Genomic DNA, 15,984 nt, shown 5'->3' with positions numbered 1-15,984 from the left:
CTTCAGGCAAACAAAACACTTATACTGCCCAGTTGCCCCTCCGACAAACATTCGCATCACATGCCTGGATCAACTTTCCCAATACTCAGAGATTCGTTTCAAAACTAACTATCGACGATCCAACTTTGATGAATATCCCCACTACTCAGAAGATTCGTCCTAGAGCTAACTATCAGCGATCCTCCTATGATGAATATCCCCGCTACTCAGAAGATTCGTCCTAGAGCTAACTATCGGCGATCCTCCTATGATGAATATCCCCGCTACTCAGAAGATTCGTTATAGAGCTAACTATCAGCGATCCTCCTTTGATGAATATCCCGTCTATTCAGGACAGGTTACTACGTATTCTTGCCTGAACAGACGGGATATCGTTCAGAGGGGAGTGAGGACGATCGCTTCATATCGAGTACCAGCAATGCTAAAAGAGATTTTCCTGAGTAGATGGGATATCGTTCAAAGGGATGCGTTTGGATGGTCAAAGCTGATCGGCGACCTACAGCACGAACCTTCGACAAATAGGTACGCCCTCGGGGCGCACAACCGGCGGCCGGCATCACCACGAATAGTTTGTTGTAGAGCACTCCTCGCCGATCACGTACTGATAGAGAAAGTATGGGAAAATGATGTTTTCCTATAAGTCAACATTCCTATACGTGAACAAAATCACCCTTACTGGCAATTTCGATCGCTCCGTTGTGCAAGTTTGTCCTTCTAGCAACGGACAGGAGCGTCGCTATTCTTCGATTAAACGATGTTTCTAAAATCTAACGGACACACACGCCACTATTTACCCCATCTGAGTAGCTTTTTGCTTTGTTTTGGCCATATAACGACGCTCTTGTCCGTTAGAATTTGATCCTTGTGTAAAATGGGCTATTAGTGTCGCAGGAGTCCGTTAGATTCTCAATCGGTCAAAAGCAAACCTGATCCGTCGGTAGCCCGGGAACGAGCCAAATCAAAGGTTGCTTCTGAATGCCTAAAACCTCCTTGCTTCACGCTGCTAACTCCTCTGGCGCACTCGGCTGCAACCACGAACACTCCTGTTGCTGCTATCCTCGTACCGCCGCCCGTTTCAGCATACGAATGCCGTTTACCGGCAGCGATACGACCGATTCCTCCGCTTCGCCGCTCTCGAGGTCCGTATAGAGCCGGCCGTCTAACTTGACTTCCGCCGCCTCAGCTCCGAAGTTCATAAGGAACACATAATCCCATATCCCATCCGTTCTCAGTTGTGCGGTTACACCGGCTGGCAGCTCCGACTGCAGCGCGCGAGCCGCGCCGGATTCGGCCGCAACCGACCTATAGAAGTCGAGCAGGAAGTCATCGCCCAGCCGCGTCGCCATGTAATAGGCTTTGCCCTCGCCTAGTTTGTTAACGGTCAGCGCCGGACGTCCCGCATAGAAGCTGTCCGTGTAATGTCCCAGCACCTCTGCGCTCTCCGCATGCACCAGCTCGCAGATCTCGCGCGCCTCGTAGTTGCCTGACAAGCCCAGTGTATTGCCGGCAAGCAAGGACAGACCGTTGCGATCCTCGTCATAAAGCCCTTCGATCTCTTCCGCCCAGATGCCAAGCGTCTTGCGGAGCGGACCGGGGAAACCTCCGAGATGACACAGGTCATGCTCGTTTACAATGCCCGACCAATACGTCGTCACAAGCGTACCGCCATTATCCACAAATGCCTCCAGCTTGCGCCCTGTCTCTTCAATGCACAGGTACAGCATCGGAGCTACGATAAGCTTATACGGCGAGAAATCGTCGCCGCTGCCGATGACGTCCGTCATAACGCCCTGCTCCCACAACGCGCGGTGATGGGCTAGCACAGTGTCCTCGTAATGCAGGCCCGAATTCCGCGGACCTTGCGCATCCTTGACCGCCCAGCGATTGTCCCAATCGAACAAAATAGCCGTCTCTGCAGGCGTCGACGAGCCCGCCACCGCAGAAATATCTGCCAGTGTGCCGCCCAGTTCGGCCACGTCTCGGAATACGCGCGTATGCTCATGCCCAACGTGATCCACGACCGCGCCGTGAAACTTCTCGCTGGAGCCGCGGCTTTTCCGCCACTGGAAGTACTGCACGGAATCCGAGCCATGCGCGATTGCTTGCAAAGACGAGAGTCGATGCATGCCCGGTTGCTTCAGCTTGCTCACGGCTTGCCAATTTGTCTGGCTCGGCGTGCTCTCCATCAACAAGAAAGGCTTCCGCAGGATGGAGCGGTACAGATCGTGATAAAAGCCGATGGATGCCCCCAGCTTGACGCCGTCCTTCCCTTGATGCCAAGTCGGGTAAGCATCCCACGATACAACGTCCAGCACATCCGCGAATTGGCGATAATCCAGCCCTTCGATCATATGCATGTTGGTCGTGGCGGGCAGATCGGGGTTCGCCCATTTGACCGAATCGATCTCATGCTTGCAGAAGGCAATGGTCTGAGCCGTTACGAATCTGCGCCAATCCAGATTCTGGCCATGCACCATGTTCTCCCCGTGCGGCGACGGCGACTCCACTTGGCTCCAATCCGTATACGTGTGTGCCCAGAATGTCGTCCACCAGGCCATATTGAGCGATTCCAGCGTGCCATATTTCTCTTGCAGCCACGCTCTAAACGCCTCTTGGCACAAATCGCAATGACAGTCGCCGCCGAACTCATTGGAGATATGCCAGCCGATTACGGCGGGATGATCTCCGTAACGCTCCGCCAGCTTGCGGTTGATAATGGCGGTTTTCTCGCGGTACACCGGCGACGTATAACAATGGTTATGTCTCATCCCGTGGAGATTGCGGACGCGATTGGCGCCCACGCGGAGCACCTCGGGATACTTCGCGGACAGCCAAGCCGGACGTGCGCCGCTCGGTGTGGCGATCCAGGCATAGATGCCGTTATTCTTGAAACGCTCCAGGACGCCGTCCATCCAGTCGAATCGGAATTCGCCTTCGTTCGGCTCCAGCGATGCCCAGGAGAAAATGCCGATGGCCATTACGTTGCAGCCTGCAAGCTTCATCAGCCGGATATCCTCCTCCAAAACGAAAGGATCATGGAGCCATTGATCGGGATTATAGTCCGCTCCATGCATGAATACGGGCAGCTTGGGACTTATTGGCTTATTGTTAATCATCATGTCGTATATTCACCTCATAATCGTATTATTCTCTTATCCTTCTTTGATCTTAGTTCAAAGGCACGTTATAATCATAGAACGGATCTGCCAATAAATCGTCTAATCTTAACATGAGGTGAATTTCGGACAATGATGCCTTTCCTCCTTGCCGACAACGCCAATTTGGAGCATCGTCTGCCGTTTAGCGTCATCTGCGTCGGCAGCCATGAGCAGAAGGAAATCGATCGCCGCGAGAACGGTTATCCTGCCCACCAGCTGTTCCTGACTCGGAGTGGACAAGGAACATTCCGTATGCTCGGCGGCAAAACATTTACAGTGTCCAAGGGCATGGCTCTGCTGCTGCCCGCTCATACCGGCCACCGCTACCGCTCCGACGACGAATCGGAGGAAGTATGGCATCTGGGCTTCGTCGCCTTCGGAGGCGGCATGGCGGACGCATTGATGTCGCAAATGGACGATCTCGTATTGTTTGCGGGAGAAGCGCCTAACTTCAACGAGCTTTGGCTGCAGCTCGAGGGCATCTGGCATACGATCAACAAAGGCGGCGAGCATGCCTACGAGGCTTCACGTCGTCTGTACGACCTGCTGCTCATCTTTATGGAGGGGCATCATCCCGCTGCGCAATCGACCAAAAAGATCTACCCGACAGATCAGCCCAATCCCTCCCTGCAAGCCGCCGTCAAGCTTATCCACGATCATTATGGCGAACGATTGCTGCTGTCCAACGTGGCCAGAGCCGCCGGCTACTCTGTTCAGCATTTTCATCGGCTGTTCGTGGCCAACTTTGGCATGACTCCGCAACAGTATGTGTTGCAGTTGCGCATGCGGCGCTCGGTGCAGTTGTTTCAGGATTATCCGGGGATAACGGTGGATCGCGTCGCCGACAAGCTGGGGATGGACGCCAGCTATTTTATCCGTATGTTCAAGCGAACTTATGGCGTCACTCCCAAACAATACGCAAAGGGGCAACTCGTTGCCGACGACTGCTGAGACGCGGAGACAAATAAGCGGTCGAATAGTGGGAAGTGGAGGCAAACAGGTGGTGGAAATGTGGGAAGCGGAGGAAAACAGGTATTAATTTGTGAGAAGTGGTGGCAGATAGGCCGTTGATTTGTGGGATGAGGATTGCATGTATTGAATAGAGGAACAAATACAACGAATAAGAGGAATCATTATGCGACCTGTAATTACGTTCGGCTTAATTGGAGGCGGATGGCGGGCAACCTTTTACCTCCGCATTGCAGCCATGCTGCCCCATCGGTTCCGCGTGAGCGGCATCCTGCTGCGTCATCCCGAGAAATACGAAGAGCTGTTAGCCAAGTGGAATGTCGCCGTCTACCGCTCTGCCGATGAATTGGCGAGGGACAGCGACTTTCTCGTACTCGCCGTGTCCAAAAACGGCGTCCCCGCCTGGCTCTCGGAGCTTTCTCAAGCGGGAATTCCCGTGCTGGCCGAAACGCCGCCCGCAACGAACATGACCGAATTCGATCAACTGACGGCGATCGCAGCGTCGGACGCCCGCATTCAGGTCGCCGAGCAATACCCGCTGCAGCCTCATCATCAAGCCCGTACCGCATGCTTGCAGTCCGGCGCCATCGGCGACGTGCATCACGTGCAAGTATCCGCTGGTCATGGTTACCACGGCGTCAGCCTGATTCGGAAGTGGTTGGCCATCGAACCGGCACAGTCTTGCGAGATCATTGGCAGTCGATTCAGCATGCCCATCGGCGATGTCCCCTATCGGGACCAGACCGTTCCGGATGACCGGGAAGGCGAAGAGGTGCAAGAGATCGCTATCTTTCGCTTCAGCTCGGGCAAAAGCGCCGTACTGGACTTCTCGCGTTCGCAATATTTCTCGCAGATTCGTGCCAATCGAATCTTGATTCGCGGTACGCTGGGCGAAATCCGGGACAATGCCCTCGTGCGTAAGACGGGGCCCGGCCTGTTCGAATCCTTAAGCCTCGAACGCGAGCAGAACGGACAGGAGGGCAGCTTGTCGCCGCTGTCGCTGCTTGAGATCAGAGCCGGCGCGAATGTCCTGTATCGAAACCCGTTCAGCCCTTATCCGCTCTCCGACGAGGAGATCGGCATAGCAGAGGCACTGGTCAAGATGGATACCTACCTGAGGCAAGGCGTCTCCTTCTACTCCTTGACCGAAGCATTAGCCGATGTTCGCCTCGCTTTGGCGATGGAACGCTCCTTTACGGAAGTCAAGCCGGTCATTGTAGAATGAATGCATTATGCGAAATCCTCTATCGAGGGCCTTCAGAGATGCGCGACCGCGTTTAGAGGGAGGATTTATCGCCCAATCGAACAAGCCTCTTCCCGCGAGAAGAGGCTTGTTCCTTGTTCAAGAAGCAGCGTAAGGGGTTCTGTTCATTCAAGTCTATCTTAATTCGGCAAGAGCAGGGAATAACAAATTGTTCTCCAGATGTACATGGGTAAACATATCGCTCTCCAGCTCCTCCAATTTACGGAACGTGATCGTATAAGTCATACACGCATCCTCGGGAAGCGCATAGCCATTTGTTGTCTCGCGCATGCGGCTAAGGAGGTCACCCGCCTCGTCGTGCTCAGCCTCAAGAGTATCCAGTACTTGGAGCGCAGCTTGCAGCATGCTTGCAGATCCCTCTTCTTCGGCCTTGCGGATCGCCGGAAACAATTGCTGCTCCTCCTTGTTCAGATGCTCCAGCAATTCCGCGCTCAATTGATGATATAGGACTTGCAGCTCCTTAAGCTCCGGATGGCCCTCGCCGTGCACCCGAGCAACCTTATTGACGAAATCACGTAAAACAGGAAGCTCTTTGCGCAGAAAATCATGATGTTGAAGAATAATATGCTCGGTTAATTTCGTCAATTTCCGATCATCCTGCTTCCAATCCAAAGGCCATGCCGGCCGCGATTCGGTGCAAACCTTGTTAAGTCGAAACAAAACCTCTTCCTCATCGAGTCTCCTCTTTCGAACCGCATCGTATAAGGTTTGTTTGCCTCCGCAACAGAAATCGATGCCGAGCTCCTTAAAAACGTTACTTGCTTGAGTATATTGCGCGACGATATCGCCAAGCCGCTGTTCGCTTTGAATTACGGTTATCATACGATTCATCCCCTTCATTCATTAGGTTCGTCTTAATTATAATGAACCATTGCATTGAAAGGTTGTGATACCAATCACATGACTTGCGGCGATTCGTTGAACAGAAGTTGCGATAATTCTCCTATTTTCCGAACTCGGAGCGAATTCGGACATCGTACAGGTCTTCCGTGAATACCCACTTGTCTTTATTCTCCTTGTACCAGTCCCTGTACCATTGCTCCACCTGAGCCCCGTCCCCGTCCTCCCAGGCCTTGCGGGCATCTTGCACGGCTTGTTCGGCCGAATAGGCTTCGCCGCCTAGAATCGCCCGATTCCATATATCGAGAATGGCGCGTTCGGCATTGGAATCAATAAATTCGATCTCATTCGGCAATGCGGGCATATACCGATCAAGCGTAAATCCAGCGTAGGGACGTTCGGGACTGATATACAGCCCGAGCGCTTCGTTCAGCAGGTCATCCACTTCCCGGTCGAACGGCTTGTTCAGATCCAGATCCTGCTTGTACTTCTCGAATTCAGTCGTATGGTATTGCGGCCCGATTGTGCGGAAGTCGCCGAGCCAAGACACCTCTTTGTCGTACTTGTCCTTGTCGATCGTCACCGGAACGCCATTGTCCATCCGGTAATGCACGCCTTCGAGTCCGTACTTAAACGTTGCTTCCGTCGCTTCCTTGCTCATGAAGTCGATATATCGTATGACGCTGGCCGGATCGTTCGCCTTCGCATTGATAACGCCGCTAAGCTGGAAGGGGGGATTAAATTGCGCGCTGAATTGTCCAAAGGGACTTGCGGGCAGCGCGATCGGCGCAATAACGGCTTCCGGGACGTTGCTGCGAAGCCGCGCATATGCATCGTAGATCTCCTTGGCGTTACCAGCGAACGCATAAAGTCCGATTTTGCCCTTTAAGAAATCCTGCTCCGCCTTTCTTCCATTTTTGTCCGTCAAATAATCCCTGTCGATCGCATCCGCATCGAACAATGCTTTTTTGAACTGCAGCGCCGCTTGCGCCCGTTCCCAATCGCGTACGATCTCTCCGTCCTCCAGTACCCAGTTCGTATTCTGGAACATGCTGTTGATCACATCGGGCGCGAATCCGCTCATGTTGATGCCCTGCGTATCGTCCACCCCGTTGCCGTCCGGATCCTGCTTCGCGAACGCGATCGCGATCCGAAGCAGCTCTTCCGTCGTGCGCGGCGCGTCAAGCTCCAGCTTATCCAGCCAATCTTCCCGAATGAACAAATACGTGAACGGGAAATACCCCTGCACCCTTCCCACGGCATACATATGCCCATCGGGTTGCGTGGACAGCTTCTTCAGGATCGGAAATTTCTCGAGCACTTGCTTATATTCGGTACTGTAGGTCTCGATCAATTCGTCTATCGGCATGATCTGTTTCTGGTTGTCGGAAGCCGTATAGAGCTTGAAATGTGGGATGCACGAAGAGGGAGAAAGCTGATAGAAGAAAGCTGGAACGTCAAACTACATGAGGAGATGCTTCCAAATTATGATCTCATTATTGTGAGCGTCAACACCGAACAGCTTCCGGAAGTTGTAAAATTCCTATCAACTGCTGCAGGAAATACCCCTATCCTCCTATTCAATAACATTTGGCAAGATTTGAAATCATCGATCGCACCATTGTCTATGAACAATGTTGTCTTTGGCTTCCCCGGAGCAGGAAGCGGCATCGCGGACAACAGGCTTAGAGGCGGTTTTTTGAAAATGGTATTTCTTGAAAAACCACGGGCAGGCACCTAACCTATTAACCAATTGGTCAAGGAATGCTTTGAAAGCGCCCATTTTAAAATTAGTTGGATAAAGGATATGCAAAGCTGGCTATGGAAACACTTTGCCATGAATGCAGCAATGGAGACCGAGGTGTTAAAACGTGGAAGTTTTCCAGCGATCATGAACCATAGCGACTCATTCGCAAATGTTGGTAAACATATGAGAGAAATGGTCCCTGTACTTAAAGCAAGAGGCGCAAAGAGTGATATGATTTTGCTGCTGTTGACTAAGATTCCGCCGGCGATTCTCGGCACGCTTTTTCACAAGTTTATTTTCGCAAAGGGCGGATTAGCACGACTTTTCATCGAATACAACAATAGTAAAGCGGGTTTTGCGGTAGCTGAAGTGGTGAGAGAAGCAAAAAAGTTAGGCATACCTTTGCCGCGTCTTACTATGGCATTTGAAAAAACTGAATATTACAAAGCTATTGAAAATTCCTTATCATAGGAGTCTGCAAGATTCTCTATTTTTCTTTTTCCAAGCAACGCCTGACAACGGCAGGCGTTGCTTGACTACTCTTATTGATGAAGCTGCTCTCTACTTGAAGGATCACTCATGAAGAAGAGCGCCGATACCTTGGGGTACGGCGCTTCTCGTTCCATATGTCGTTCATGCGAGCGGTCATTAACTATTTACTGCACTAGCAACTTGGCATTCACTTTGATGACCAAGATTCCAGCAACTGGTTTGCCAAGGATTCCAGCTTCTGCTTCGCTTCCTCCGTCACATGCCTCTGCATCGACCGATTATTCAAGTGCTTAAGGAAGTCTTCCAGATGTTTAGCTGCCTGTGAGTGCCGTCCACCTGACAAGTGATGTTCCACCTGATTCAGCCGGTTCGTCAATTGCTTAACTAGCGGTCCGCTCACATCGCCTGAGATGACGTACGCTTGTAACTGATTGCTCAACGTATCTACAGTGGGTGTTGGAATCGGCGAGTCGGATACTGTAATGATGCTAGTCGCCTGGTAACCGCTATCGACTGTTGTTACTGTAATTATAGCTGTACCTTGAGCAATCGCCGTAACAATCCCATTCTCATCCACCGCAGCTACATCAGGATTGGAACTGCTCCACGTCACGCTCTTGTCAGTCGCATCGGTAGGTTCCACGGTTGCGATAAGCTGGACGGTAGAGCTTTCGGAATCGGTATACAACTGCACACTGGTCTTGTCCAGACTCACGCCGGTGACTTGACGCTGCGGTTGGTGGCCCGCAACTGTCAGCTCCACATGAGGACTCGCCTTATGCGTATCCGTCGCGGAGTATCGGACCCAATACGTGCCAGGCGCCAAATTCGCAATGGTATCGCCCTCTACGCGAGACCATACGCCCCCATTATCGGAAGACCATTCCATGGCGGCGTTCACGCCGGTGATCCGACCGTCATTGGCCCCTTCGGCTGTTTCAGCGACAGTCTCAAGCCCTTCAGGCGCAATCTTCGCTCCTCCGATAACCATGACTTTGAAATCGTCGAAATCAATGGAGGCGTTGGCGTAACCGTCGACGCCAAAGAGCTGTCCGGTCAGCTTATTGCCGCCTGTATGACGGAAGACGTAGTTCTCGGCTATCGGAACAGGATCATCGTTTAAGTAGACGGTATACGTCTTGGCATCCCAGTTGGCTTCCATCCTGAACTTATACCATGTGCCATTGTAACTAAAGTCTTTGACTTTATGCTTGGTAGGTCCGGATTGCACGATAATTTTCCCCAGATCAAAGGCCGTGACCATAGAATAATTATCCGTTCCGCTGTCGTTTCTCACCATTGCGCCGTTCGCGTACTGGAAGCTGCTGTTCAATCTGGCGCGATATTCGATAATGATGCGCTGATCTCCTGTAGCCGTCACCTCGTCCAGATAAGGTAGGAACAAGTTGGCTTTGCCCGAAGTAGCAGCGGTGGTCAATCGAAGGAATTTGTTTCCGTCTTCCTCTAACACAGTGGCGGTAGCGCCGTTGGTCAGCTCTCGGACCATAATCCCGAAAGGAAACTTGCCCGTCTCATCGCCGGAGAAATCCCGGTAAGCGTTGTAGAACACGCCATCCTGCGTACTGTTGAGCGAACCTAACAAAGCGGCTTCCGCTTCGGCAAGCGAAGTTCGCATCTGATTAAATTGCTCTTCCGTCAGATTGCCGTCTGCAGACAACGCCTCTGCCTGAAGCAGCGCGGCCAAGAGCGTATTGTATGCGGCAAGGCTATAAGTTCCGAGGCTTTCGCCCAGAGGGTATGAGAAACTGTCCAGCCTGCTGCGAATTTCTTTCACTATACCATCAAGACCCCAGTCCGGAACAACTTCTACGGAAGCGCTCGCAGGCAAATCCTCGCCATTCAGAGTCAATACGACTGGTATCTGTACGAAGCCAAGCGAGTTGAAATGAATACCTTCCAGCTTCCAGCTGATCCCGGCTGTGTACTCCTCCGCATTGTAGACGACGTTAACAACGTCGGGCAGTCTAGGCGTCACTCCCGAAGGGGTCTTGACTTGAGAAACGACTTGCGGAACCTGGGATGGTTCAGGCGTTACCGTCAAGTTGAATGCGGCTTCCTTGCCTCCGTATACAGCTTTAATCACCGTATCCCCCGGGTTGGTGTCATATACCTGACCGGTGGTCGTAACTTTAGCCACGTCGGGGTTGCTGCTGAAGTACTCAATGCCAGCCGTCACATCCTGTTCCTCATAGGTGTTGTAACGTGCCGTGATCTGCAGTTGTCCTGTCAGTCCGCTGGTCAGGACGTTGTTCAATCCGCTAATCGCAACGGACTGCACGGACCTTGGTTCAGCGGCAACATAAACGGCGGCCGTAGCCATTAGCCCGTTATAGGTTGCGGTTATCGTGGCACTGCCCGCCTTAATCCCCTTGATCACCGTTCCCTCAATCGTTTCTTCAACAATGGCGACCTCTGTATTGGAGGAACTGAAGGAAACTCCGCTGCCTGCAAGAGAATGGGTCGTACCTGAGACCGTATACACGGGCAAGCTGCGGCTCTCCCCCAATCCCAACGTGTACCCCGGAGAATCGAATAATAGTTCGGAGCCTGCTTCAAGCTTGAACAGATCCAGACTGTCCATCTCGACAAGACCGCCGCCGCCCGAGAAGCGGAACGTATTGTCACCTTGTTCAAGATAGATTTTCGCGGTAGAGACTCCCCAACGATTCCAGCCGGAATAGACGGTGTTTAGTCTAGCTCCGGGACTGCCGTTGACCGACATGATTTGGGAAGCATCCCCCCCGCTCGATGAACCATTGGCACTGCGAACGGACATCATATAAAATCCTGCATCCGGCACGTTGACCGTATACTGGATATGATCGCCGGCATTTTGGATATTAGCGATCTTCATCCCGCCCGATGCGCTGCCTTCCCGCCGTACGGCAGGGCCGATTGCGCTGGCGGGATCTTTCCCCAGCACGGCAGTCTCCGCCTCATAGCGTTGACGTACTGGCTCTCCCGAAGGTATCGCAATCGGTATGTTCGGGTCGATGGGTTCACCTAAGTTTGGTGTTCCATCTGCGTTCCAGGTAAATTTCTGTGCGCGAACATTGCGGGTCCACCCTGATCCCGGCCAGCGGGCGGCATGGTAGATAATCCAGTCCTCGCTGCCGTCGGGCGAGGTCACCAGACTGTGGTGACCCGGACCATAAACGCCGTTAGCGCTAGAGAAGATTGGCTCGTCATGCTTAACCCAAGACGCGGGATCCATCAGATCGGCGCCAATATGGGCCGTAATCAACCCGAGGCAATAACTGTCTGTCCAGCTTCCGTTGGCGGAATAGACCAGATTGATGATGTCGCCCTTTATCGTCACTTGCGGTCCTTCATTGATCCTGCCCGGGGACGATTCCCAATCATATTCAGGCGTCGAGAGCAATACCCGTTCCGAGCTGATCGTCCATGGATTGCTCATCTTCGAAATATATAAATTTTGAAAGCTTCCGTCCATATTCTCCCAACCTGACCAGATGAAATAGTGTTCATCATTTACAGTCAGCACAGTTCCGTCAATAGCCCAGCGGTCGCTGGAATCGGTAATTTTACCTTTGAACTCCCAAGTTCCGGTCATCGGGTTCTCATTGGCGTTCTCCAGCACGTACATGCGGTGGTTAGCATTGGTTCCGTTATCGGCCGCGAAGTAAATATACCATTTGTAAGCGCCATCGGTATCTTTGAGATAATGCATCTCCGGCGCCCAGATATTAGAGCTGTACATGGTATCCTTGACCGGCGACCAGGTCAGTCTCCTCTCGCCCGCTTCAAGGCCGCTGATGGTCTTCGCTCTGCGGATCATGACACCACTGGCGTTGGCAAAGGAGTTGTAGTAATAGCCGTCCGTGTGCTTGTACACCCAAGGGTCGGCGCCTACCTGCATAATAACATTGTAGAAATTAGACACTTCCAATCCCCCTTCGGTCGATGCCGGCATCGACACTGGCGAATCCGGCATGGATGCCTCAGCCGCAACCGCTCCAATTCCTTGCGGCAACATCAATAACACTGCAAGGCAAAGCAAAAGATGCCTGAAACTGTTTTTGAACATTTATAATCCTCCTCGCACTATAATAGATTTGGACACTATAATAGATTTGGAGTCCATATAAGAGTCACGGGTCAACCATTTGCCTGCGGTATTCTTTTGGGGGGACTCCCGCTATCCTGTTGAACATATGCGTGAAGTAATTGGAGTCGTTGAAGCCGGTAGCCTCGGCAATTTCGAATATTTTCATATCTGTGCTTTTCAATAGAAGCTTCGCCTTCTGTACGCGCAGCTTCTGAATATAGCCGATTACACCTTCCCCGGTTTCCTTTTTAAACAGTTTGCTGAAGTAGCTGGGGTTGAGATGGACATGAGCCGCCACCTCGGCCAAGCCGCATACCCCCATGTATGATTCTTCAATAAACCGGATGGCCTGCTTGACCGGATTATCGTTCTTGCTGGCAAGCCAGGTATTGTGAGACTGCAGAAATTCATCGATATATCCCTGCAGCCATGCCGCTATATCCTCCGACGTCACACATTGATAGACAACATCCCACTCTATGGAGCGCACGGTCATTTGCCATTCGGGGAACTGAACCTGCACCAGCCGGAGAATTGCGGCAACCAGCAGCAGCGCTTCGATCTTGGCGGCTTGCGGAGGCAACCGGCTGATCCGAAAGGCTTGTTCCTGCAGTTCCTGACCCAGGCGGCTGTTATCCTCCGACATCAGCCAGGTTATAATTTCCCTCTCCTTCTCGTAAAGCGCCGTCTGGTTGAGCAATGATTCGCCAGCGGAACTGTGTTCACGCCTCCCCTCGTTGCAATATCGTCTATAGCCCTGGTACAATTCCTTCGTGGTAGCGCATAGCCCTTGTTCGCTGCATTCAAGAGTCAGTCCCAAATAATGATGAACCGAATCGGCGAGTATCTGCTGCCATGAGGGGAGCATATCCGATCGGGAAGAACTCTGGTCCACCAATAAGGCCCACTCCGATGCGTTCAAGGGAAACAGGCGAAAACTGCCGGGAAACCATCTCATCAAGTGCTCACCGGCAATATTGGCGAAAGCGAACTGCAACAGCGGTACATCTTGGTCGGAATAATGCTTCTCCGTGGGGAAAAAGGTAGGAATACGGAGAATGTGCAGTTCACATTGCTTCATCCGCTTCAGCAAAGCCTCCACCTCTTCGCCGTTGCAGGGCAAGCCCATAATAGCCGAGCGCAGCTCGCTGTCTTCATGCTGACTTCTCCAGCCTTCCACCGAGAGCTGGGTCTGGCTTTCCTGAATCAGCTGTACATAAATCCGATCAAGTACGCTTAATATATCCGTTTCTACACAAGGCTTGGTGATAAAGTCCTGAACGCCGAACTTGACGGCGGACTGGGCATACGAGAAATCTTTGAATCCGGTTACAATTACAATCTTGGTCATCCAGCCGCGGCTTCTGATTTCTTCTGTCAGCTGCAATCCATCTATATGGGGCATCCGAATATCGGTCAGCAAGAGATCCGGGACACTTTGCTCCATCATGTACAAGGCGTCCCGACCATTAGTCGCTTCTCCCGTCACTACCCAGTCGGCAGGTCGCTTCCCCGCCAGCTTCAGCAGTCCCTTGCGGAAGTTGGGCTGATCCTCGGCAATAAACAGCTTGCCCTTCATCTATCCCCCTCCTCATGACTCCCCGGTGTCCCGGATTTAATAGGAAGCGTCATGTGAATAACTGTTCCGTTCCCTTTACTGCTGGTAATCTTCACTCCATATGCGGAGCCGTATACCAGCTGAATGCGCCGAAGCACGCTTTTGTAGCCGATCCCTAGTTTATTGCCGTCCTGCAGCACATCCTCCGCCTCTGTCAAGGTTCTCAGGGTTTCTTGATCCATACCGCATCCGTTATCAGCCACCTCGATATGAAGCGCCTCATCTAATAGAAACGCTTTGATCCGCAGCACCCGGTCTTGATCCATATCACGAAAAGCGTGTACAAACACATTCTCCACCACCGGCAGCAGAAGGGATCGCATCATCCTCAGACTCAGCAAGGACTCATCAGCTTGAATAATCGTTTCAATCTCCCCGGTGAATAGTTCCGTCTGGATCTTGATGTAATTGCGGATCTGATTCAACTCTTCTCCAAGAGTCGTATCCGTCTGGACAGGTTTAAGGGAATACTTCAGCATCTCCGAGATGGCGTGGATCAGAAGCGCCGTCTCCTCCTGATCGTTGCTGTACAGCTTCCAATACAGCTCATTGAACAGGTTGTGCAGATAATGAGGGTTCAGCTGTGCCTGGATGGCCTTCAGCTCCGATTCCGTCTGGCTGATCTGAGCCAGATATACCTTGTTGATCAGTTCGCTCACTTGCTCCGCCATGTTGTTGAAGCTATCTCCGATGTATCCCAGCTCGTCGCCGGAATTCACCTTGACACGAACCGTGAAATCGCCGGAACGCAACATCCGTAGTCCCTGCATCAGATGGCCTAGAGGAGACAGAAGCGTCCGGGTCGAAATCGTAATCAGCAGTGCACTGAGCAGGATGATGCCGATTCCGGCGAATACCAATATTCGGATAATGTCTTTATTTCTCCTCTGTATCTCCTGCAAGGAAGCTCCTCCGTATAAGGTAAAGCCTGCCGGTATCAACTCGTGTCGGACGAACAGATAGGTGATGCCATCCATTTCGACATGCTGGGGATAACTTTCCTGTGCCAGTTGCAAGAGCTGCTCCGCCTCGCTCTGGTCGGTATTGGAGTAGAGCATGCCGCCCATAGGTTCCAGCAGCAATAACTTGCCTCTGCCGTTATGCATAAGTTCCCGCAGCACCTTGGATACCAGACTTTCCTCTATCACCATCACCATAGTGCCGTACGGGATCAGCTTCTCATTGAGCATCCGTCTGGCAGCAATCAGAACGGTTCTGCGTCCGTTCGGATCAATGGCGCTGACCGCCTCGGCCCGGCTCCAAACCATATTCCCTCTATGAGGCTCAAGCTTCTCCATCAGTCTGGTCAAGTCATTCGTTCCCGGTTCTCCCGACGCACCGGTTTTGGAGAGAACCGTCAGTTCCCCCTTCTCATTGTACAGAAACACGGAACGGATGGACGGGGCATCCACCAGCAGCATATTCAACTGTTCTTCCACGTATTTGCGGTTCTTGAATTGAGTGTAGGAATCGCTTTCATAAACAATGTTCTCTTTAAGAAACCGTTCAATGGACGGATTCAGGGTAATAGATAGGGATACCCGGTTGATTTCCTGGAAGGACATCTCCAGTCTGTTCAATGCCTGTTCGGTGGCGATGGAGAACTGCTTGCTAATTTCGTCCTCCATTAATTGGATATTCGATCGATAAACCATCCAACCTGCCAAGGCAAAGGAAAGTGTTACCATACACGAGAGCAGGACGATCAGCTTGATCTTGAAGCTGCCCTTTATTTTTCCGGCTATATACCCCAGACAGCTCTTCGGATGCAGTCGGCTCCCTCCCCCCAGTTTCATATTATATTTA

10 protein-coding genes are annotated in these 15,984 nt (G+C 52.0%); 4 read left to right on the top strand and 6 right to left on the bottom strand.

Annotated features, from left to right (window positions below; genetic code table 11):
- Positions 1-1,052: 1,052 nt before the first annotated feature.
- A complete protein-coding gene (locus B1748_RS02260; RefSeq protein WP_087566245.1) occupies positions 1,053-3,119 on the bottom strand; it encodes a beta-galactosidase in 2,067 nt (688 codons plus the stop codon).
- Between the two features lie 129 nt (positions 3,120-3,248).
- Between B1748_RS02260 and B1748_RS02255 the strand changes: the two genes are divergently transcribed.
- Both B1748_RS02255 and B1748_RS02250 read left to right on the top strand, forming a co-directional pair.
- Positions 3,249-4,109, top strand: coding sequence for an AraC family transcriptional regulator (locus tag B1748_RS02255; RefSeq protein WP_087566244.1), 861 nt, complete (start codon positions 3,249-3,251; stop codon positions 4,107-4,109).
- A gap of 184 nt (positions 4,110-4,293) precedes the next feature.
- Positions 4,294-5,352 carry a Gfo/Idh/MocA family protein gene (locus tag B1748_RS02250; protein ID WP_087566243.1) on the top strand — a complete coding sequence of 353 codons (1,059 nt, stop codon included), beginning with the start codon at positions 4,294-4,296 and terminating at the stop codon, positions 5,350-5,352.
- Positions 5,353-5,505: 153 nt separating this feature from the next.
- Here B1748_RS02250 and ric read toward each other — a convergent pair whose 3' ends face one another.
- The gene (gene ric, locus B1748_RS02245; RefSeq protein ID WP_087566242.1) at positions 5,506-6,213 is read right to left on the bottom strand and encodes an iron-sulfur cluster repair di-iron protein; all 708 of its coding nucleotides are present in this window, start codon (positions 6,211-6,213) and stop codon (positions 5,506-5,508) included.
- A 121-nt stretch (positions 6,214-6,334) separates the two neighbouring features.
- A complete protein-coding gene (locus tag B1748_RS02240; protein ID WP_143810222.1) occupies positions 6,335-7,600 on the bottom strand; it encodes a type 2 periplasmic-binding domain-containing protein in 1,266 nt (421 codons plus the stop codon).
- A 39-nt stretch (positions 7,601-7,639) separates the two neighbouring features.
- On the opposite strand from B1748_RS02240, the gene B1748_RS37330 reads away from it, so the two are divergent.
- Positions 7,640-7,972 (top strand): DUF1995 family protein, encoded by a 333-nt coding sequence (locus tag B1748_RS37330; protein ID WP_256975485.1) that lies wholly within the window; start codon positions 7,640-7,642, stop codon positions 7,970-7,972.
- A 66-nt stretch (positions 7,973-8,038) separates the two neighbouring features.
- Positions 8,039-8,449 carry a ketopantoate reductase family protein gene (locus B1748_RS37325; RefSeq protein ID WP_256975484.1) on the top strand — a complete coding sequence of 137 codons (411 nt, stop codon included), beginning with the start codon at positions 8,039-8,041 and terminating at the stop codon, positions 8,447-8,449.
- A gap of 208 nt (positions 8,450-8,657) precedes the next feature.
- Here B1748_RS37325 and B1748_RS02230 read toward each other — a convergent pair whose 3' ends face one another.
- The 3 genes from B1748_RS02230 to B1748_RS02220 form a co-directional block, all read right to left on the bottom strand.
- A complete protein-coding gene (locus B1748_RS02230) occupies positions 8,658-12,539 on the bottom strand; it encodes a family 43 glycosylhydrolase (RefSeq protein WP_087566240.1) in 3,882 nt (1,293 codons plus the stop codon).
- 64 nt (positions 12,540-12,603) lie between these two features.
- Positions 12,604-14,139 (bottom strand): response regulator transcription factor, encoded by a 1,536-nt coding sequence (locus B1748_RS02225; protein WP_087566239.1) that lies wholly within the window; start codon positions 14,137-14,139, stop codon positions 12,604-12,606.
- Positions 14,136-15,974: a cache domain-containing sensor histidine kinase gene (locus tag B1748_RS02220; RefSeq protein ID WP_087566238.1), complete on the bottom strand. Its 1,839-nt coding sequence runs from the start codon at positions 15,972-15,974 to the stop codon at positions 14,136-14,138. The genes B1748_RS02225 and B1748_RS02220 overlap by 4 nt, the downstream gene beginning before the upstream one ends.
- Positions 15,975-15,984: the final 10 nt, after the last annotated feature.

The organism is Paenibacillus sp. MY03 (assembly GCF_002165585.1).
Classification (GTDB): domain Bacteria; phylum Bacillota; class Bacilli; order Paenibacillales; family Paenibacillaceae; genus Pristimantibacillus; species Pristimantibacillus agaridevorans.
The sequence above is the reverse complement of the archived record's forward strand: the minus strand, read 5'-3'. Positions and strand labels throughout refer to the sequence as shown.

Bases quoted from the DNA above. Each gene is read 5' to 3' on its own strand.
- B1748_RS37325 (WP_256975484.1), top strand. From the start codon at position 8,039: ATGCAAAGCTGGCTATGGAAACACTTTGCCATGAATGCAGCAATGGAG.
- ric (WP_087566242.1), bottom strand. From the start codon at position 6,213: ATGATAACCGTAATTCAAAGCGAACAGCGGCTTGGCGATATCGTCGCG.
- B1748_RS37330 (WP_256975485.1), top strand. From the start codon at position 7,640: ATGTGGGATGCACGAAGAGGGAGAAAGCTGATAGAAGAAAGCTGGAAC.
- B1748_RS02240 (WP_143810222.1), bottom strand. From the start codon at position 7,600: ATGCCGATAGACGAATTGATCGAGACCTACAGTACCGAATATAAGCAA.
- B1748_RS02260 (WP_087566245.1), bottom strand. From the start codon at position 3,119: ATGATGATTAACAATAAGCCAATAAGTCCCAAGCTGCCCGTATTCATG.
- B1748_RS02225 (WP_087566239.1), bottom strand. From the start codon at position 14,139: ATGAAGGGCAAGCTGTTTATTGCCGAGGATCAGCCCAACTTCCGCAAG.
- B1748_RS02220 (WP_087566238.1), bottom strand. From the start codon at position 15,974: ATGAAACTGGGGGGAGGGAGCCGACTGCATCCGAAGAGCTGTCTGGGG.
- B1748_RS02255 (WP_087566244.1), top strand. From the start codon at position 3,249: ATGATGCCTTTCCTCCTTGCCGACAACGCCAATTTGGAGCATCGTCTG.
- B1748_RS02250 (WP_087566243.1), top strand. From the start codon at position 4,294: ATGCGACCTGTAATTACGTTCGGCTTAATTGGAGGCGGATGGCGGGCA.
- B1748_RS02230 (WP_087566240.1), bottom strand. From the start codon at position 12,539: ATGTTCAAAAACAGTTTCAGGCATCTTTTGCTTTGCCTTGCAGTGTTA.